This is a genomic window from Stenotrophomonas sp. YJH_SMC_16 (assembly GCF_059367875.1).
In genome coordinates, this window is sequence record NZ_JCAFRH010000002.1 from 466,451 (window position 1) to 485,917 (window position 19,467).

Here is a 19,467-nt window from a genome sequence, read left to right on the forward strand (position 1 = left end):
CGGATGCCACCCTCAAATGATAACGGCTCGTATTTGCATTTGATACCCATTCTCTTGAATGGGCATGCAACAGTGGGTTCAGCGCATTGCACGCAGGCCCAGCAGGCCACGGCGCTTGAACCACCACTCCAGCGGCAGCGTCACCAACGGCGGGATGGCCGCCAGCAGGGCCAGGGCACTGGCCCACCACGGCCAGCGCAGGCGCACCGCCGCAAACAGCGTGACCGCCACGTACACCAGGAAGGCCACGCCGTGCAGGGGCCCGAACAGCTTCACCAGCGCCACGTTGGTCATGGGCCCGTACTTCATCCACATGCCGATGAGCAGGCCGGCCCAGGTCACGGCCTCGATGAAAGCGACCGCGGCGAACAGGCGTCCGGTCGGGTGCATGGGGGAACGTTGGGTCACGCGGGGCTCCGGCATCGGGGTATCAAATGCGAATGATACGCAGATGCACGCCCCATGTAGAGTCGAGCCGTGCTCGACTGCTGGAGCGTGTCCACCAAGGTGGACACCTACCGGAGCGTGTATGGCAGAACGTGCTCCCCGATCTCACGCAGCACCGCGTCCATCGGCCTCCCGTTGTCGACCAGGTTGAACATCACGTGCCCCACGCCCTGCACATGTACGCGCAGCAGGTAGTCGCGCAAGCCATCGCGGCCAACCTTCAGCCCCAGCGGCAGTGGCTCGGGTGGCGCCTGCGGATCGGCCTGCAGATCCAGCAGCATCGACTGCACGAACGGCTTGCCTGGCCCAGCGCCTTGCGCCTGCGCCTGTTGCCACAGGCCGATGCGCCCTTCCTGTGCGGCTTCCTCGCGGTGATAGGTAGCCCAGCCTTCGGCTTCGCGTGCGATCCACTGCAGGCTCTGCCGCGCAGTGCCCACCACCAGCATCGGAATGCGCGTGGCCGGGGCCGGCAGCACGTCGAAGCCACCGGTCGCCTGCCGCACGGCGGCCCGCTCATCGGCCTCCGGTGACAGCGCCGCGCGCAACAATGTCCAGCGCTCACGGAACGTCGCCGCCCTGCCCTGCAGATCCTCGCCGAATGCGGCGAACTCTTCCGGCCGATCGCCAGACCCGAGGCCCAGCACGAAGCGGCCGTCGCTGATCCGGTCCAGGCTCAAGGCCGACTTCGCCACCTGCAGCGGATGGCGCAATGGCAGCACGATGGCCGCGCTGCCGACCACGATGCGCTCGGTCGCCGCAGCCAGCATGCCCAGCCACAGGAACGGGTCGTCCAACGCGCTCGTTGTCGCGTCCGGACCCTGCGGCACCATCAGCGGCACGTCGCGCGTCCACAACGCGGCAAAGCCCAGGTCATCGGCCAGTCGCGCGATACGTCGCGCCTCACGTGGATCGGCCAACCCATGCGACGCCACGGGCGTCATCAGGCCCAGGCTCAGACCCTGCTGCGGAAACAAGGCAGCGTACGCGGGATTGAAATCACTCATGCCGCCAGCTTAGCGTGAAGGCCTGCGGCAACAATGACGCGCCGCCCACCACCGGAAGAACACTGCATGCCGACGATCCGCCCTGCCCACGTCGATGACCTGCCCGCGATCAGCACGGTGTGCCTGGCTGCCTTCACTGCGGCGGTCGCACCTTCGCTCAGCGCGGCCGGCATCGCCACCTTCGGCAGCGTCGCCGCGGCCGAAGCGTTCGGCGCGCGCCTGCACGGCGACAACCACATCCTGGTGGCCGAGCAGGACGGCCGCGTCGTCGGCGTGATCGAACTGAAGGAAGGCCGGCACCTGGCGATGCTGTTCGTCGATCCCGGCTACCAGGGCCAGGGCATCGGCCATGCTTTGTTCGACGCGGTGCTCCCGCAGGTGCGCGAGCCGGTCCTGACCGTGCGCGCCTCACTCAATGCAGTGCCAACCTACCTGCGCTATGGCTTCGTGCTGGACGGCGACGTCGGCGAGTTCAATGGGCTGGTGTATCAGCAGATGGTGCGGGCAGCGGCCTGAAGGCATCCGCCGGCCAATGCCCGGCGGGCGTCATGCCCTGCGGCACGCCTGTCATAAGCAAACTGAATCAGCAGGCTCCCCGGCCGTTCCTACAATGGCCTGTCACCCTGCCCTTCGAGATGCTGCCGATGCGCGTCGCGCTTTCTATGTTGCTGCTGGCTTCGGCGCTGAGCGCCTGCACCCCGGCCCCGGTTTCCATCGCCAACTCCGCCGAGGTGCCCGCGCCGGCCAAGGCAATCGCCTGGCGCCAGGGCGATGTCGATGATGCCTTCGCCGAGGCCGCCGACAGCGGCAAGCCGGTGCTGCTGTACTGGGGCGCCGTCTGGTGCCCACCGTGCAACCAGCTCAAGGCGGGCCTGTTCAAGGACCCGGCCTTCATCGCGCTGACCAGCAAATTCGTTCCCGTCTACCTGGATGGCGACGAGGAAGGTGCGCAAGCCTGGGGTGAGCGCTTCGGCGTACGCGGCTATCCGACCCTGATCGTGCTGGACCCAAAGCGCAACGAAATCACCCGCGTGGCCGGCGGCAATGATGCCACCGAACTGACCCGGGCACTGACCGTCGCCGCAGGCCGCCGCAGTGCTGTTGCCGCCACCTTGGCCACCGCGTTGGCAACGCCGGACCGACTGGCCGCAGAAGACTGGCAGGTGCTGGGCGACTACGGCTGGGAAGTGGACGCCAACCGCCTGGCCGGCGAGCGCAGCAGCGAGGATGTGCTGCGCCAGTTGTCCAAGGCCGCACCCGACGCTGCCCTGCAGCGCCGCTTCGCCCTGCTGGCCTTGGCAACGGCCGAAAAGCCCGATGCCTCGCCCACCGAAGTACGCGAGCTGCTGCAGGCCGTGCTGGCGCAGCCCGCCGAAGTCCGCCGCAACCGTGAGTTGCTGGGCTATGCAGGCGTACAGCTGGTCAAGCAGGCCAGTGCCGGGCCGGCCACCAGCAACACGCTGGGACAGCAGCTGCTGGTGGCATTGGAGCGGGCAGACGCCGAGCGCGGCGACCGCGCCGACGACGCATTGTCGCGTGCGTTGACCGAAGTGTCGCTGGCCCGCCAGCAGCAGCCGAAGGGCGCATTGCCCGCGGCCCTGGTTGATCGGGTCAAGCAGCGCGTGGCTGCTGCCGACGCTGCCGCCACCGATGCGCATGCGCGCCAGGCCACGGTCAGCAGCGCGGTCTACGCACTACGCCAGGTCGACGACGACGCAGGCGCCGAGTCGCTGTTGCTGGCGGAACTGAAGCGGAGCGAACAGCCGTACTACTACATGCCCGAGCTGGCCGAACTGGCCGAGCAGCGCGGCGACACCGCCGGTGCGCTGGAGTGGTTGAAGCGTGCCTACGACGGTGCGCAGGGCCCGGCCACCCGCGTGCAGTGGGGCGTGCTGTACGTGGAGGGCCTGCTGAAGCTGGCGCCGGACGACGCACCACGCATCGAGCAGGCCACCGCCTCGCTGATCGCCGAACTGGAAGCACAGCCTTCGGGCTACCACCAGCGCACCCGTCAGCGCTTCGAGCGCCTGGCCGGGCAGTTGAAGACGTGGAGCGGCAAGCACCAGGGCGCGGAGACGCTGGCGCGGCTGCAGCAGAGGATGCAGCAGGCGTGCGGCGATCAGGTAGATGGCGCGTGCAAGGATTGGTTGAGTTGAGTTGATGAAGACGCTGGCGGCGGGTTCGCCTGCCGGCGCTTTTGTTGATATCGGTTGTGGCGGGGGGAGGGGCTGGCCGGGACACGCCGTAAACCCATCCCTGGGGGCTCGATGGCGCCATCCATGGCGCCAACGGTCCCAGCCAGCCCCTCCCCCCGCCACCGGACAGTTTCCTGCGAGCGCGGGCAGCACATCAGCGCGCCGGTGAGGTTCGAACAGCGGGTTCTGGTAGTGCCGGCCGCTGGCCGTCAACCCGACCTTCGCTGATTGCCGGCCAGCGGCCGGCACTACCACGTCGCTCTTCCTCTTGCCTTTGACTCCGTCTCCGCGCCGCCGCAGGGAACTGTCCTGCAGAGGTTGACGGGGGAATCAAAGCGGCGAACGCGCGCGCATCCCAATCCCGCCCCTTGACCTCAACCAATGTTGAGGTGCGATAACAGTCTCCCCACGGCCAGCCCTCTGGCCTTCCCCACGGAGATTGCTTCGATGTCGTACTCGCTTCCCCCGCTCCCCTACGCCTACGACGCCCTTGAGCCGCATTTCGATGCGCGCACGATGGAGATCCACCACAGCAAGCACCACCAGGCCTACGTCAACAACCTCAACGCCGCCATCGAGCAGGCCGGCATCGCCGAGCAGCCGGTCGAGGCGCTGATCGCCAACCTCGATGCCGTGCCCGAGGCGCAGCGCGGCGCCATCCGCAACAACGGCGGTGGCCACGCCAACCACAGCCTGTTCTGGACCGTGCTCAGCACCAACGGTGGTGCACCCGATGATGAACTGGCCGCCGCCATCAACCGCGATCTCGGCGGTTTCGATGCCTTCAAGGATGCGTTCACCAAGGCTGCGCAGACCCGCTTCGGCAGCGGCTGGGCCTGGCTGACCAGCGATCGCGATGGCCGCCTGCAGGTGGAAAGCAGCGCCAACCAGGACAGCCCGCTGATGGGTGCGGCCGTGGGCCTGTCCGGCAACACCCCGATCCTCGCACTGGATGTCTGGGAACACGCCTACTACCTGCACTACCAGAACCGTCGCCCGGACTACATCGGTGCGTTCTTCAACATCATCAACTGGGCCGAGGTCGGCCGGCGCTACCGCCAGGCCAGGGCCTCATGAGCGGCGAAACGCTGCCGTACGCCGGGCCGTGGGCGGGGGTTTTTCCCGCCCCGGCCCCGGTGCCGTCGGTCGAGATGCCGCCGCGGGCCCTGCGGCGGCTGCTCGGCCACTTTCCTACCGGCGTGGCCATCGTCTGCACGCGCGATGCGCAGGGCAAACCCATCGGCCTGACCATCAATTCGTTCGTGCCGGTGTCATTGCAGCCGCCACTGGTGCTGTGGAACCTGGCGTTGCATGCGCAGAGCCTGTCCACCTTCCAGCGCGCCACCCGCTTTGCGATCAGCGTGCTGGCGGCCGACCAGGAAGCGCTGGCCCGGCGCTTTGCCGATCCGCAGGTCCGCAACCGCTTCGAAGGCCTGGCATTGCTGGATGATGACGAGGATGCTCCACCACGCATCGCCGGTGCGGTCGCCCACCTCACCTGTACCCGCCACGCACAGTGGCCGGTGGGTGATCATCTGCTGCTGGCTGGCCGCATCATCGAAGTGCACGAGAACGGCGGCGCGCCGCTGCTGTTCCATCGTGGCCGCTTCCAGCCCGGCCCCACCGAACTGCTGGTGGAGGTGCGCGGATGAACATCGAAGCCCTGGAATGCATGCTTGCCAACGGCAAGGACGGCGCGCTGCTGCGCTTCGGCCTGGGCAAGGGTTGGCTGGATGCGGGCAACCCGGTGCGCGCGGCCACCCATCTGGGCCGGTGCGTGGTGCTTGATCCGCAGTATTCCGCGGCGTGGAAGCTGCTGGGCAAAGCCTGGCTGGCCAGTGGCCAGCCGCTGGCGGCGCGCGAAGCATGGCAACGCGGCTTGAGCGTGGCCGGCAGCAAGGGTGACCAGCAGGCACACAAGGAAATGCAGGTGTTCCTGCGCCGCCTGGACCGCGAACAGGCGGCCCTGGCGAAGGCGGGCTGAGTCGATCAGCCCGCGTTGGCCGATGCCGGTGCGGACATGATGTCCGGCATCGGCAGGCGGCGCGGCTTGCTGGGGAACGCGTGACGCAGGATGCGCCAGACCACCTGGCCGAACTGGCGCGGCAGCGAGCCGTTGTTGTAGTGCTGGCCGTAACGGCGGCAGATGTCCTTCACTTCCTTGGCAATGGCCGCATAGCGGTTGGCCGGCAGGTCCGGGTAGAAGTGGTGCTCGATCTGGTGGCTGAGGTTGCCCGACAGCACATTGATCAGGAAGCCGCCGCTGATGTTGGACGAACCGCGCAGCTGGCGCAGGTACCAGTGGCCGCGCGATTCATTGCGCAGGCATTCCTTCGGGAAGGTTTCCGACTCGGCGGTGAAGTGGCCGCAGAAGATGATCACGTAGGTCCAGATGTTGCGCAGGCCGTTGGCCACCATGTTGCCCAGCATCACGGTGAGGAAGAACGGGCCGGCCAGCAACGGGAAGAACACGTAGTCCTTCAGCACCTGGCGGGCCATTTTCCGCGCCACCGGGCGGGTCTGCATCCACATCGCACGGCCGCTGATGCGACCTTTCAGCCAACGACCCAGGCGCAGGTCCTGCGCGGCAACGCCCCACTGGAACAGCAGCGCGAAGATCGGCGCGATGATCGGCTGCAGCAGGTAGAACGGCTTCCAGCGCTGTTCCGGGAAGATGCGCAGCAGGCCGTAGCCGATGTCATCGTCCATGCCACGCACGTTGGTGTAGGTGTGGTGGCGGAAATTGTGGGTCTTGCGCCAGTTGTCGGCGGTGGCAACGATATCCCACTCGTAGGTGTTGCCATTGAGCTTGGGGTCGCCGGTCCAGTCGAACTGGCCGTGCATGACGTTGTGGCCCAGCTCCATGTTCTCCAGGATCTTCGACAGCGCCAGCAGCAGCGTGCCAGTGATCGCGGCCGGCCACAGCAGCGGCATCCAGAACAGCGGCGAGAATGCTGCCAGGAACAGCAGGCCACGGCCACCGACGCCGAACCATCGCACGGCAGCAGCCACACGGCGGATGTAGCGGGTATCGGAGGCGCCGAGGCTGCCGATCACACGGTCGCGGATCGCATCGAGTTCCTCACCGAAAGCATGCATCTCGGCGGTGCTCAGGGCACGGTCGGTAGCGCGGGTCATGGCAGGCGTCCTCAGAGATCCAGAGTCAGGTCGGTGGTCGGTGCGCTCACGCAGATCCGCACCGGCTGTGCCGTTTCGGACTGCAGGTCGCCGGTGCGAAGGTGGCGGGTGGCGCCACTGACGCGATCACAGGTGCAGGTGTTGCAGATGCCCATGCGGCAACCGTGCTTGGGCTTGATGCCATGCGCTTCCAGGCTTTCCAGCAGCGAGCGGCCTCGCGGCACGCTCAGCTGGCGGCCACTGCGCGCAAGCGTCAGCGACACCTCGCCTTCGCTGCTGGCATCGCGCAGTGGCGCCGGCGGGGTGAAGGCTTCGGCCTGGAAGCCAGCCACCTGGTGCGCCAGGCGTTCACGCGCAGCGGCAACGAATCCATCCGGACCGCAGGCCAGCACATGGCGCTGCGCCAGCGGCGTGTCATCGCCGGCCACCTGCAGACCATGGGTATCGATGCGCGCGGCCGGCGCCTCACCCTCGCGGGTGGTCAGCAGATGCACGCGCAGGTTCGGATGTGCCGCGGCCAGCGCCTGCAGTTCATCACGGAACTGCAGATGGGCGGCGGTGCGCTCCCAATAGAACAGGTCCACCGGTGCTGCCAGCGGGCGCTGGCAGGCGTCGCGCAACAGGCTGCGCATCGGCGTGATGCCACTGCCGGCAGCCAGCAGCAGCACCGGCGCCGCGGCCGGCATATGGAACTCGCCGAAGGCGGCATCGAGGCGGAACAGTTCGCCCGGCTGTGCATGGTTGACCAGATGCTGGCTGACCCGGCCGCCATCGATCGCCTTGACGGTGATCGCCAGCTCGCGCCGACCCAGTGCGGTAGGGCTGTAGCTGCGCTGCCACAGGCGCCCCTCAATCTCGACGCCCAGGGTGACGTGCTGGCCGGCGCGCATGCCGGCCCAGTGCCGGTTGGTGCGCAGGACCAGGGTCGCCGCGCCCTCGCCGGCCGGCTCGCGCCGGACCAGTCGGGCCACCGGCTCGCGCAGGGTCCACAGGGGATTGAGCTGGCCCGCCCAGAAATCGAACAGCGACGGCGACACCCAGCGGTACGGAGAGAACAGGGACGGACGGACGACAGCGCTCATGGGCGCACTATACGGGCGCACATACACCTGTGTATACATGTGTATATTGAACCGGATTGGGTATGATTCAGCCTCGCCCCACCGGAACCCCCATGGCCGCCGCCACCGCCTTGTCGACGCCTGAAGATGCCAACAGCCCGGCCCGCCGTACGGTGAGCCGCGAGGATCTGCTGGCCGCCGCCCTGAAGCTGATCGGGCCGCACCGCAGCCTGTCCACGCTCAGCCTGCGCGAAGTGGCACGTGAGGCCGGCATTGCGCCGAACAGCTTCTACCGGCAGTTCCGCGACATGGACGAACTGGCCGTGGCGCTGATCGACGCGGCCGGCCGCTCGCTGCGCACCATCATCGGCGAGGCCCGCCAGCGCGCCACGTCTACCGCCACCAGCGTGGTGCGCGTTTCCGTGGAGACCTTCATGGAACAGCTGCGCGCCGACGACAAGCTGCTGCACGTGCTGCTGCGCGAAGGCGCGGTCGGCTCGGACGACTTCAAGCATGCGGTCGAACGCGAACTGCACTATTTCGAAGAAGAGCTGCAGCACGACCTGGTGCGCCTGGCTGCACTGGACGGCGCCGTGCTGCATGCCCCCGAGCTGGTGGCCAAGGCCATCACCCGGCTGGTGTTCGCGATGGGTGCCACCGCCATGGACCTGCCGCCGGAGAAGGATCCGGAACTGGTCGAACAGATCTCCACGATGATCCGCATGATCATCGTCGGCGCCCGGACCCCCGCCGCATTCCGCCGCGGCTGACGATCCGACCGCGCCTACACGGCAACTCCATTCTATGGACATGACCACCGGCAGGGGTGTGGTCGCATTATGTAATGTTATAACACTCGCATGATCTGGCTCGACTGGTGCCCCACGCGCAATGGCCTCGGCCTCGTTATATAGCACTTGCTATATTAATAAGCCTCTGCTTTCATGTGCGTCAGCCAGGTCGCCCTCGCCGCCTTTCTTCTCCCAAGGACGACGCCCTCATGCCCGTTGCCACGCCCCTCTTCCATCGGCTGCCCCTGGCCGCCGCCATTGCCCTGATCCTGCCGCTGCCTGCACTGGCCGCCACCTCGAAGCCGACCGAGCTGGACCGCGTGCAGGTCAAGGTCAGCACCGCCACCCGCAGCGAACGCCTGCTATCCGATGTCCCGATCCGCACCGAAGTGCTGCGCAAGGAAGACATCGCGCTGCGCGCGGCCACCGACTTCTCGCGCGCCGCCGAGCTGATCAACGGCCTGCGCGTGGAAAGCAACTGCCAGAACTGCAACACCAGCGAAGTGCAGCTGCTGGGCCTGCCCGGTGCCTACAACCAGCTGCTGTTCGATGGCATCCCGCTGTTGTCCACGCTGGGCAGCGTCTATGGCCTGGAGCAGATTCCGGCCGGGTTCGTCGACCGCATCGAAGTGGTCAAGGGCGGCGGCTCGGCGCTGTACGGCCCAGGTGCGGTGGCCGGTGTGATCAACCTGATTCCGCCGCTGCCGGCGCGCAGCGGTGGCCATGTGCAGGCCGGCGTGGATGTCCTGAAGGGCACACCGCAGAAGAATGCCGACGTGCGCCTGGACCTGGTGGCGAAAGATGCCGACGCCGGGCTTTCAGTGATTGCCCAGCGCAACTGGAACAGCGGCATCGACTACAACGGTGACGGCTACACCGAGATCACCCGCAAGAACCTCAAGGTCGGCGGGCTGCAGGCCTGGTACGCGCCCACGCCGGGCACGCGGCTGCGCCTGGACCTGCAGGTGACCGATGAAACCCGGCGTGGCGGCAATCGACTGGATCAGCCCGAATACCTGGCCAACATCGCCGAATCGCTGGATACGAAATACCGGCGCGGCAGCGTGTCGTGGGATCAGGAAATCAATGCCGACGCCGATTTCCGCCTGGCCTACGCCTTCGCCGACATCGACCGCGACAGTTTCTACGGCGGTCTTGGCGACGTGGTTACCGATCCGTCTGCCCCCGGCCATGACCCGTCGCAGCTGGATCCCAACGTGGCCGGCAGCGCGGCCTCGCGTTCGTGGCGCCAATACGGCCGCACCCACAACCCGCTGCACTACATCGACAGCCAGTTGAACTGGCGCCTGGGCGCGCACGCGCTGGCCTTCGGCGTGCAGTACAAGCACGAGGCGCTGCGCGACGACAACCGCACCGGTGACGGGCAGCGCCTGGCGGTGCTGGAAGATGCAACCTTCCACAACCTGGGCGCCTTCATCCAGGACGAGTGGAGCCTGCGCGGCAACGTCGACCTGGTACTGGGCGCACGCGTGGACAAGAGCTCGGAGCTGGACAGCGCGGTGTTCTCGCCGCGCATCGCCCTGGCCTGGCAGGCCACGCCCAACCTGAAATGGCGAGCCGGCATCGCCACCGGCTTCCGTGCACCGGAGATCTTCGTCGAGGACGTGCACGTCGATACGCTGGGTGGCGAGCAGGTGCGCGTGCGCAACACCGATGGCCTGAAGGAAGAGCGCGCGTTGACCACTCTGTTCGGCTTCGACTGGCGCTCGGACCCGGCCAATCCAGTGTGGAGCTGGGATGCTACCGCCTCCTATGCACGCATCCGCGACACCTTCGCGCTGGGCGAGATCCAGCGCGGCGATGACGGACAACTGAGCCAGCTGCGCTACAACGCCTCCGGCTCCAACGTGCTGGGGGCGGAAACCAACCTCGGCTGGCAGCCGTCGCCGCAGTGGCGCCTGACCGCCGGTGCCTCGTGGTACCGCTCGCGCTTCCGCGAACCGCAGCGCATCTTCGACGACACCGGCGACGGTGGCGACACCATCATCGAAAGCCGCGACTACCTGAAGACCCCGCGCTGGACCGGCCTGGCGCAGCTCAGCTGGATGCCCGCCGAGCCGTGGGAAACCTTCGTCGCGCTGCGCCATACCGGGCCGATGTCGGTGCTGAACAACCGGTTGGGCGAACTGCACCGTACGCGTTCCTTCCTGGTCACCGATCTTGGTGCGCGCTGGCACCGCCATCTGGGCGCGCAGGCGCAGCAGGAAGTGTCGGTGGCCGCGGGTGTCAAGAACGTGTTCGATCAGCGCCAGAAAGATCTGGAAGTGGGCGCGCTGCGCGACAGCGACTATGTCTACGGGCCGCGCTTCGCGCGTTCGTGGTACGTCAACCTGCGCTATGCGTTCTGAAGCTCTGCGAGCGTTGTTGCTGGCCTGTGCCGTGCTGCTGGCCGCACCGGCGATGGCTGCGGACCTGCACGCGCAGGTCTCGGCCTCGCTGATGCGGCCGGAACAGCGCTCGCTGCGACCGATGCAATGGACACAGCCGCCGAAACTGGTGGCGCTGTACTTCGGTGCCGACTGGTGTGCACCGTGCCATGCCTTCGTACCCACGCTGCGCAGCGTGCGTGATGCCCTGCGCCAAGCCGGCGCCGATACCGAAGTGGTGTACGTCAGCCAGGATGAGAGCGAGAGCGCGCTGCGCCGCTACATGCACGCGCAGGACATGCCGTGGCCGGTGCTTGACCCGCGCCGCGCTGCGCGCATGCCGGCCCTGCAGGCATTGGCCGGGCTGGCACCGCCGAATCTGGTACTGATCGATGCCGACGGCACGGTGCTGGCCAATGGCTGGCAAGGCCGGCGTTACCAAGGCCTGCAGCCGGTGTTGAAGGAATGGACGAAACGGGCGTGCGCGCAGGAACAGGCCCGCTGCCCGCCTGACCTGTAGCGTCGAGCCATGCTCGACGCATTCCATCACCGTGCAAACGGCAGCCGAGCATGGCTCGGCTCTACAAAAACCGGGATCGCGCGAACGGCCGCCGGGCATGGCCCGGCGCTACCGTTACGGCGCCTCGCCCTCGGCCTTGCGCACGAACGCCTCGAACAGCGCCAGCGTCTGCTCGCTCACATGGTGCTCGATACCCTCCGCATCACGCCGTGCGGTATCAGGGTCCACGCCCAGCGCCAGCAGGAAACGCTCCACGGTCTGGTGCCGCTGGCGGCTGGCATGGGCCAGCGCCTCGCCTTCCGGGGTCAGGAACACGCCGCGGTACGGCCGCTGCACCACCCAGCCATCGCGGGCCAGGCGCCGCAGCATCTTCGCCACGGTGGGCTGGGCCACGCCCAGGCGGGTGGCGATGTCGACCTGGCGGGCCTCGCCGCCGTCGGCCAGCAGGTCCGAGATCAGCTCGACATAGTCCTCCACCAGCTCCATCCGGTGCGCTTCGCGCACTTGCCGGAAGCTCTCGACCTGGCGCTCAGCCTCGATCAAGGGGGTGCTTTTCAGCGATGTCGAATCGTCGGTCTTGCCCACGCCTGCGCCTGTCCTTCCGGTCTACTCCGGGTTTGAAACTGAATTCTGGACCAGTAACGCGATAAAGACGATTGTTTCACATTGCTAATGACTATAGCAGGAGCTATATTCGGACCCATGAACACCCTGGCGCCCCACGACCCTTCGGCCTCCACCCCGGCCAGCCTGGGCGCGCTCAACGCCTCGGTCGCCGTTCCCGACAAGGGCCATTGGTGGTTCCGCCTGCTGGCCTTCCTCGGCCCGGGCTACATGATCTCGGTCGGCTACATGGACCCAGGCAACTGGGCCACCGACCTCGCCGGCGGTTCGCGCTTCGGCTACCTGCTGCTGTCGGTCATCCTCATCTCCAACCTGATGGCGGTGATCCTGCAGGCGCTGTCGGCACGGCTGGGCATCGCCACCGGCATGGACCTGGCGCAAGCCTGCCGCGCGCGGTACCCGAAGCCGGTGAACCTGGCGCTGTGGGCGCTGTGCGAGGCAGCGATCATCGCCTGCGACCTGGCCGAGGTGATCGGCACCGCGATCGCATTGAAGCTGCTGTTCGACCTGCCGCTGCTGTGGGGCGCGGTGATCACCGCGCTGGATACGCTGCTGGTCCTGCTGCTGATGAACCGCGGCTTCCGTGCGCTGGAAGCCTTCGTGATCGCGCTGCTGATGGTGATCTTCGGCTGCTTCATGGTGCAGATCGCGCTGGCCGCACCGCCGGTGATGGACGTGCTGGGCGGATTCATTCCGCGCGCGCAGGTAGTGACTGATCCGCACGCGCTGTACATCGCCATCGGCATCATCGGCGCCACGGTGATGCCGCATAACCTGTACCTGCATTCTTCCATCGTGCAGACCCGCGCCTATCCGCGCACCGACGAGGGCCGTCGCAGCGCGCTGCGCTGGGCGGTGACCGACAGCACCCTCGCGCTGACGCTGGCACTGTTCATCAACGCCAGCATCCTGATCCTGGCGGCGGCGGTGTTCCATGCCAATGGCCGTTTCGATGTGGAAGACATCGAGCAGGCGCACCAGCTGCTGGCGCCGATGCTGGGCGTGGGCGCGGCGGCGACGTTGTTCGCGGTCGCCCTGCTGGCCTCGGGCCTGAATTCGACAGTGACCGCCACGCTGGCCGGCCAGATCGTGATGGAAGGCTTCCTGCACCTGCGCCTGCCGCCGTGGCTGCGGCGGCTGATCACGCGCGCACTGGCAATCATTCCAGTGGTGGTGGTGATCATGCTGTTCGGCGACCAGGGCGCGGTGAAGCTGCTGGTGCTGAGCCAGGTGGTGCTGTCGATGCAGCTGCCGTTTGCGATCATTCCCCTGGTGCGGATCGTGACCGACAAAGTGACGATGGGCGCGTTGGTGGCACCACGCTGGCTGGGCGCGATTGCCTGGGTGATCGCGCTGGTGATCGTGGTGTTGAACGTGAAGCTGCTGGTGGATACCTTCAGCGGAGCCTGACGCCGAACCACGGACCCTGCCCCGGTAGATCCACGCCATGCGTGGATGCCCTTGTAGAGTCGAGCCATGCTCGACTCATCGCTCACCGCGCGAACGGCAGCCGAGCATGGGCTCGGCTCTACAGATGCAACGCGATCGCGGCCTCGATCTGCTGCGGTGACTGGAACCCTGCCAGGCGCGTGCGCTCATCACCGTCACGGAACAGGGACAACGTCGGGGTCTGCCGCAGTCCCAGCTCCCTGAAGAACGCCTCACCCAGCACCTCCAGCTGCACGCGCAGCAAGGTCGTGCCCTGCCCCGCCACGCTGTTGGCCACCCGGTGCAACGACATCTCCAGCATCCGGCAGCCCGGGCACTGGTCCTTGTGGAAATCCACCAGCACCCGCGGGTGCTCGGCCAGCAGCTGCTGGAACTGCTCAGGCGTGGTGGCGTCGATGATCTGCATCGCTGTTTCTCCAGTAGTGGGCCAGGACCGCATCGGTCCAGGCGTCGATGGCCTCGGCATGACGCTCGCCATGCGGCATCTGTTCGATCTCCAGCGGCGGGTAGTCGCTGCGGAAATAGCGGATCAGCCGGTGCACGGCACCGCAGTAGTACTCCTGCCCCCACTGCGTTTCGCCGGTGCCGAACACCGCCAGCTGCCGTGGCCGCTCGCCGCGCTCGGCAATGCCGGCCACCCACGCCTTCATCTCCGCCGGCGTGCGGCCGGCGTTGTCGGTCCAGCAGCCCAGCAGCACCAGGTCGGCCTCGCCGGCAGCCAGCGGCGGCGCCTGCCGCAGGTCGTCGGCCTCCTGCCAGTGCACGGCATGCCCCACGGCACGGCAGCGCTCGGCAATCTGCCGGCCGAGTTCGCGGGTGTTGCCGCTCAAGGAGGCGACCACCATCAGGATGCTCAGCACGGCGCCAGGCTCAGAGATCGTCGAAGCCGTTGTCGACGTTGGTCTTCTTGTAACTTGCATTGCGCATCTCGAAGAAGTCGGTCTTGGTCTCGGTGAAGTTGTCGGCGTAGGCCTTGATCCACGGCATCACGTTGTCGGTGGTGTCGCTGTACAGGCGCTCGATGCCGAGCATGCCGGCCATCTTGTTGGCGCGGTACTTCACGTAGCGCACCATCTCGTCCACGTCGATGCCATCGATGCCATCCAGCACCTCCGACGACCACTGCGTCTCAAGCTCGATGGCATGTTCGAATGACTGGTGCACGTAGGCGGTCAACTCATTGGTCTGCAGCGCGGGGTTTTCACCGATGATGGCGCGGATCAGCTCGCTGATGAACTTGGTATGGGCCAGCTCGTCGCGATTGATGAAGCTGATGATCTTGCCGGTGCCGTTCATGCGGTTCTGCCGCACCATGTTGTAGAAGTAGGCGAAACCGGAATAGAAGTTGATGCCTTCCAGGATCGAGGACTGGATCAGCGACTTGAGCAGGGTCTCGGCGGTCTTCTCGCGCATGAAGTCGTCATACGCGCCCATGATCGGGGCATTGCGCTTGATGATGGTCGGGTGGGTGCGGGCGATCTCGAAGATGCGGTTCTGGTTCGGCAGGTCGGTGATCGAGGCCAGTACGTAGCTGTAGCTCTCGTTATGGATCACTTCCTGCTGGCCGATGATCGCCGCATTGGCATGCGCGGCCGGGTCAGTGATGTACTCGGCGACGTTGTAGATGAAACGGGTCTGCGGTGAGTCGAGCGTGGCCAGCAGGCCGATGATCGAATCGTAGGCGTTCTTTTCGCGTGCGTTGAGCTCGCCGTACTGGCGGGCATCGAGCTTCATGTCGACCTCGTCGGGAATCCAGAAGTTGGTCGACAGCTCCTTGTAGGCCCGATAGAAGGACGGATACGGGATATCGTTCCAGTTGAGGATGCCGCTCGTACGGCCGTTGATGATGCCGGTGCTGCGGTTGGGATGGCGTGGTTCGAGGATCTTGATGCGGTCGAGGGGGGTTGCCATGGTGTTACCTGCAGGGGGTAGCGCCGGGCCATGCCCGGCGGAATGTGCGACGGCCGCGCGATGCGCTCGCCGGGCGTGGCCCGGCGCTACCGTGGATGGTCAGCTGGCGCACCACTCGCATTCGCTGATGTCGATGTCGTTGGAGCGCACGTAGTAGGTGGTCTTCAGGCCTTCGCGCCAGGCGCTCAGGTGCAGCTCCAGCAGGGTGCTCGCGCGGATCGTGCTCGGCACATACAGGTTGAAGCTGATCGACTGGTCGACATGGCGCTGGCGGCGGGCGTTCTGGCGCACGCTGGCGAACTGGTCGACCTTGTAGGCACCCTTCTCATAGTACGGCCAGGTTTCCAGCGACAGGCCCGGCGCCGCCACCGGCCGCCGGAAGTCCTTCTTTTCCTCGTAGTAGAACGCGCTGTAGATCGGGTCGATCGACGCGGTGGAACCGGCAATCTGCGCGGTGCTCATGTTCGGCGCGACGGCCAGCAGCCAGCCGTTACGCAGGCCGTGCGTGGCGACCTCGCGGGCCAGGCTGTCCCACGCGGCGCCGCTGTAGTCGCGGTCACGGAAGTAACGCCCGTTGTGCCAGTCGCTGCCCGCGAACATCGGGTAGCTGCCCCTCTCCTTCGCCAGCTGCGCGCTGGCCTGGATGGTCAGGAAGTTGATGCGCTCGTAGAGACGGTCGGCCAGATCCTCGGCATCCGGTGATTCCCACTGGATCGCCTGTTGCGCCAGCAGGTGGTGCCAACCGAACGTGCCCAGGCCGATGGCGCGGTACTTGCGGTTGGTGATGGTGGCCTGCGGCACCGGCAGCGCGTTGAGGTCAATCACGTTGTCGAGCATGCGCACCTGGATCGGGATCAGGCGCTCCAGCACGTCGGTGGCCAGCAGGTCATCCGGCGCACTGATTGCCCGGCCGAGGTTGATCGAGGACAGGTTGCAGACCACGAAGTCACCGGCGCGGCGCGTGGTGACGATCTGGTCGCCGCTGACGATCTCCTGGATCATCCGCGTCGGGCTCATGTTCTGCAGGATCTCGGTGCATAGATTGCTGGAATAGATCATGCCCGCGTGCTTGTTCGGGTTCCGGCGGTTGACCTCGTCGCGGTAGAACAGGAACGGATTGCCGGTCTCCAACTGGCTGAGCATGATCCGCTTGAACAGATCGATCGCCTTCACCGTGCGGCGGCTGATGCGCTCGTCGGCCACCAGTTCGGCATAGCGGTCGCGGAAGCTACCCGCACCGCGCTTCTCGTCATAGAAGTCCTGCAGGTACCAGCCCTTGGCCTGCTTCACCTCGTGCGGGTCGAACAGGTACCAGTCGGCGCGGCGCTCGACCGCTTCCATGAACAGGTCGGGCACGCACACCGAAGTGAACACATCGTGCGCGCGCAGGCGCTGGTCGCCGTTGTTGAGGCGCAGGTCCATGAACGCTTCGATGTCGCGGTGCCAGATGTCCAGGTACACCGCCACCGCGCCCTTGCGCTGGCCAAGCTGATCAACCGACACCGCGGTGTTGTTGAGCTGCTTGATCCACGGCACCACGCCACCGGAGGAATTGGCCACGCCCCGGATCGGCGCGCCGCTGCTGCGCACATAGCCCAGGTAGGCGCCGACGCCGCCACCGTGCTTGGACACGCGGGCGATATCGGTGTTGGAGTCATAGATGCCCTGCAGGCTGTCGTCCACCGTGTCGATGAAGCAGCTGGACAGCTGCCCACCCACCTTGCCGGCATTGGCCAGGGTCGGTGTGGCGACGGTCATGTACAGGTTGGACAGCGCCCAGTACGCCTCGCCGACCAGCTGCATGCGCCGCTCGCGCGGCTTTTCTTCCTGCATGAGGTACAGCGCGATGGTCAGCCAGCGCTCCTGCGGCAGTTCGTAGACCTCGCGGCTGCGGTCGCTGGCCAGATAGCGCGTGGCCAGCAGGTACAGGCCGTTGTAGGCGAACAGGCGGTCGCGCTCCGGGTCGATCATCTCGCCGGCCTGCTGCAGCTCTTCCTTCGAATAGCAGCGCAGGATGTCGTTGCTGTATATGCCGCGGTCAGCCAGGCTTTCCTGCAGGCCAACGTAGGAGCCGTACTTCAGGCCGACATCGTAGAAGCGGTTGCGGCTGGCACGCTTGTACAGGCGGCGCAGGTAGATGCGCGCGGCAAACTGTTCCCACTCGGGTGCGACCAGGTCCACCCGCGATTCGGCCTCACGGATCAGCAGATCGACCAGGTCGTCGGCGCTGATGCTCGGTTTGCGCTCGACCATCGCCTGCACCACGCGGCGATAGTCGCTCACGTCCAGCTGCGGGAACTCGGCATGCACGGCGTCGATGCTGCGCTGCAGGCGCTCGGCCTCGAACGGCAGGCGGCGGTTGCCGGCCTCCTTGGTGATCCAGGTCGGCACGCGCTCGCCACCGGCGCGCAAGGCGTCGCCAGCGCCGGCCAGATCGGCCACGCGGAAGGTACTGTCGGTCATGGTGGTGAAACTCCAGGCTCGCACGCGCTTTGGCGGTCGATGCCATGGCGGCCCTGAACGCGATACCGGCGCACGGGGCGAACGGGTGGATTGCCAGGGCACGGGAACGTAGGTCGTCGGCATCTGCCTGCGCCTGCGGCCGGTATCCGGGCCGTGGGGGCGACCTGCGTCCGCACGATGGCGGCCGCGTCGACACGGCAAGCCTTCAGGGGCGGGCCGCGGGACGTTTGCTGCATGTCCGGCGGCGGCGGCTGACCGGGAGTGACGGCCACAACATAGTGGGGATATCCCGAACCGTCAACACAAGATGCGGTAATCAGCACATGTCGCGACGATCAGTCGCAGGATGCCGTGTTGCAGCTGCGGCGCCTTGTCGACAGCCCCTGCGGCCCCAGTTCGGTACAACATCAACTTTCCCCGGAACACCACCCATGCGCGCTGCCCAGTACCCCTCCTTCGGCAACCCGGCCGACGTCCTTGCCATTGCCGATGCGCCGCTGCCCGAGCCCGGCCCCGGCGAGGTGCGCATCCGCACCGTGCTGGCCTCGATCCACAACCACGATCTGCTGACCGTGCGCGGCCTCTACGGCTACAAGCCGACCCTGCCGGCGATCGGTGGCAGTGAAGCGCTGGGCGTGGTCGATGCACTCGGCGATGGTGTCGACGGCCTGCAGATCGGCCAGCGCGTCGCCGCAGCCTCGGTACACGGTACCTGGGCCGAGGCCTTCATCGCGCCGGCACGCATGGTGATTCCGATGCCGGAGGCGATCCCCGACGAAATGGCCGCGCAGCTGATCGCCATGCCGCTGAGCGCGCTGATGCTGCTGGAGTTCCTGCACGTCGAGGCGGGCCAGTGGATCGTGCAGAACACCGCCAACGGCGCGGTGGGCAAGTCGCTGGCGATGCTGGCGCGGGCGCGTGGCGTGCATGTAGCCAACCTGGTGCGCAATGCGGATGCCGTCGCACAGTTGCAGGCCCTGGGTATCGATCATGTGTTCGACACCTCGGTGGACGGCTGGAAGGATCGCGTTCGTGAAGCGACCGGCGAAGCACAGGCGGCGGCCGCCGTGGATTCCATCGGCGGCGACGCCAGCGGTGACCTGGTCGACCTGCTCGGCCACAACGGCACGCTGGTGTCGTTCGGCGTGATGAGCGGCGAACCGATGCGCATCCCGGCCGGCGGCCTGATCTACAAGGAAGCGACGGTGAAGGGCTTCTGGGGCAGCAAGGTCAGCCAGGCGATGGCGGTGGAGGACAAGCGCCGGCTGGTTGGCGAACTGCTGAAGCGTGCGGCTGGCGGCGAGCTGACGCTGCCGGTGGAGCAGATCTTCGCACTGGACGACATCGCCCAGGCAGCGAAGGCCGGTGCGGGTTCGGGTCGTAACGGCAAGGTGCTGCTGCGGCCGTGATCGTCTGACATTGCGTTCTGTAGAGCCGAGCCATGCTCGGCTGCTTTCCGGCCAGTGTGTGGAGCCGA

General features: G+C 66.7%; 19 protein-coding genes. 10 read left to right on the plus strand and 9 right to left on the minus strand.

From position 1 onward, the window contains the following. Positions 1-78: 78 nt before the first annotated feature. Both AC5P6E_RS06840 and AC5P6E_RS06845 read right to left on the minus strand, forming a co-directional pair. Complete coding sequence (locus tag AC5P6E_RS06840) at positions 79-390, minus strand: DUF3817 domain-containing protein (protein ID WP_010485221.1); 312 nt, start codon at positions 388-390, stop codon at positions 79-81. Positions 391-515: 125 nt separating this feature from the next. Next, entirely contained in the window at positions 516-1,451 is a 936-nt protein-coding gene (locus tag AC5P6E_RS06845) for a TIGR03571 family LLM class oxidoreductase (protein ID WP_483724637.1), read from the minus strand. 66 nt (positions 1,452-1,517) lie between these two features. On the opposite strand from AC5P6E_RS06845, the gene AC5P6E_RS06850 reads away from it, so the two are divergent. The 5 genes from AC5P6E_RS06850 to AC5P6E_RS06870 all read left to right on the plus strand — a co-directional run bounded on the left by AC5P6E_RS06850 (position 1,518) and on the right by AC5P6E_RS06870 (position 5,630). Next, entirely contained in the window at positions 1,518-1,967 is a 450-nt protein-coding gene (locus AC5P6E_RS06850) for a GNAT family N-acetyltransferase (RefSeq protein ID WP_010485217.1), read from the plus strand. Between the two features lie 119 nt (positions 1,968-2,086). After that, positions 2,087-3,607 (plus strand): thioredoxin family protein, encoded by a 1,521-nt coding sequence (locus AC5P6E_RS06855; RefSeq protein ID WP_495230804.1) that lies wholly within the window; start codon positions 2,087-2,089, stop codon positions 3,605-3,607. 486 nt (positions 3,608-4,093) lie between these two features. Further along, on the plus strand, positions 4,094-4,723 hold the full coding sequence (locus AC5P6E_RS06860; RefSeq protein ID WP_495230805.1) for a superoxide dismutase: 630 nt from the start codon (positions 4,094-4,096) through the stop codon (positions 4,721-4,723). Continuing rightward, positions 4,720-5,298 (plus strand): flavin reductase family protein, encoded by a 579-nt coding sequence (locus AC5P6E_RS06865; RefSeq protein ID WP_495230806.1) that lies wholly within the window; start codon positions 4,720-4,722, stop codon positions 5,296-5,298. The genes AC5P6E_RS06860 and AC5P6E_RS06865 overlap by 4 nt, the downstream gene beginning before the upstream one ends. Further along, complete coding sequence (locus tag AC5P6E_RS06870; protein ID WP_019336271.1) at positions 5,295-5,630, plus strand: tetratricopeptide repeat protein; 336 nt, start codon at positions 5,295-5,297, stop codon at positions 5,628-5,630. The genes AC5P6E_RS06865 and AC5P6E_RS06870 overlap by 4 nt, the downstream gene beginning before the upstream one ends. A 5-nt stretch (positions 5,631-5,635) precedes the next feature. Here AC5P6E_RS06870 and AC5P6E_RS06875 read toward each other — a convergent pair whose 3' ends face one another. Next, a complete protein-coding gene (locus AC5P6E_RS06875; RefSeq protein WP_010485207.1) occupies positions 5,636-6,784 on the minus strand; it encodes a fatty acid desaturase family protein in 1,149 nt (382 codons plus the stop codon). 11 nt (positions 6,785-6,795) lie between these two features. Beyond that, a complete protein-coding gene (locus AC5P6E_RS06880) occupies positions 6,796-7,866 on the minus strand; it encodes a ferredoxin reductase (protein WP_049480882.1) in 1,071 nt (356 codons plus the stop codon). 92 nt (positions 7,867-7,958) lie between these two features. Between AC5P6E_RS06880 and fabR the strand changes: the two genes are divergently transcribed. The 3 genes from fabR to AC5P6E_RS06895 all read left to right on the plus strand — a co-directional run bounded on the left by fabR (position 7,959) and on the right by AC5P6E_RS06895 (position 11,543). Then, entirely contained in the window at positions 7,959-8,615 is a 657-nt protein-coding gene (gene fabR / locus AC5P6E_RS06885) for an HTH-type transcriptional repressor FabR (RefSeq protein ID WP_005409961.1), read from the plus strand. 230 nt (positions 8,616-8,845) lie between these two features. Further along, entirely contained in the window at positions 8,846-11,005 is a 2,160-nt protein-coding gene (locus AC5P6E_RS06890) for a TonB-dependent receptor plug domain-containing protein (protein ID WP_495230807.1), read from the plus strand. Beyond that, on the plus strand, positions 10,995-11,543 hold the full coding sequence (locus tag AC5P6E_RS06895) for a thioredoxin-like domain-containing protein (protein ID WP_053443188.1): 549 nt from the start codon (positions 10,995-10,997) through the stop codon (positions 11,541-11,543). Before AC5P6E_RS06890 ends, AC5P6E_RS06895 begins: the two co-directional genes overlap by 11 nt. A gap of 114 nt (positions 11,544-11,657) precedes the next feature. Here AC5P6E_RS06895 and mntR read toward each other — a convergent pair whose 3' ends face one another. After that, entirely contained in the window at positions 11,658-12,128 is a 471-nt protein-coding gene (gene mntR / locus AC5P6E_RS06900; RefSeq protein ID WP_006372477.1) for a manganese-binding transcriptional regulator MntR, read from the minus strand. A 117-nt stretch (positions 12,129-12,245) separates the two neighbouring features. On the opposite strand from mntR, the gene AC5P6E_RS06905 reads away from it, so the two are divergent. Beyond that, the gene (locus AC5P6E_RS06905; RefSeq protein WP_313268598.1) at positions 12,246-13,577 is read left to right on the plus strand and encodes an Nramp family divalent metal transporter; all 1,332 of its coding nucleotides are present in this window, start codon (positions 12,246-12,248) and stop codon (positions 13,575-13,577) included. 118 nt (positions 13,578-13,695) lie between these two features. On the opposite strand, the gene AC5P6E_RS06910 is transcribed toward AC5P6E_RS06905, so the two are convergent. The 4 genes from AC5P6E_RS06910 to AC5P6E_RS06925 form a co-directional block, all read right to left on the minus strand. Next, positions 13,696-14,022 (minus strand): thioredoxin family protein, encoded by a 327-nt coding sequence (locus AC5P6E_RS06910; RefSeq protein ID WP_005409967.1) that lies wholly within the window; start codon positions 14,020-14,022, stop codon positions 13,696-13,698. Further along, entirely contained in the window at positions 13,994-14,461 is a 468-nt protein-coding gene (locus AC5P6E_RS06915) for a flavodoxin (protein ID WP_126560719.1), read from the minus strand. Before AC5P6E_RS06915 ends, AC5P6E_RS06910 begins: the two co-directional genes overlap by 29 nt. Before the next feature lie 25 nt (positions 14,462-14,486). Continuing rightward, positions 14,487-15,527, minus strand: coding sequence for a ribonucleotide-diphosphate reductase subunit beta (locus tag AC5P6E_RS06920; RefSeq protein WP_241885221.1), 1,041 nt, complete (start codon positions 15,525-15,527; stop codon positions 14,487-14,489). Positions 15,528-15,626: 99 nt separating this feature from the next. Further along, the gene (locus AC5P6E_RS06925) at positions 15,627-17,990 is read right to left on the minus strand and encodes a ribonucleoside-diphosphate reductase subunit alpha (protein ID WP_495230808.1); all 2,364 of its coding nucleotides are present in this window, start codon (positions 17,988-17,990) and stop codon (positions 15,627-15,629) included. Between the two features lie 431 nt (positions 17,991-18,421). Here AC5P6E_RS06925 and AC5P6E_RS06930 point away from each other — a divergent pair, with 431 nt between their 5' ends. Continuing rightward, positions 18,422-19,399 (plus strand): zinc-binding dehydrogenase, encoded by a 978-nt coding sequence (locus AC5P6E_RS06930; RefSeq protein ID WP_049410313.1) that lies wholly within the window; start codon positions 18,422-18,424, stop codon positions 19,397-19,399. Positions 19,400-19,467: the final 68 nt, after the last annotated feature.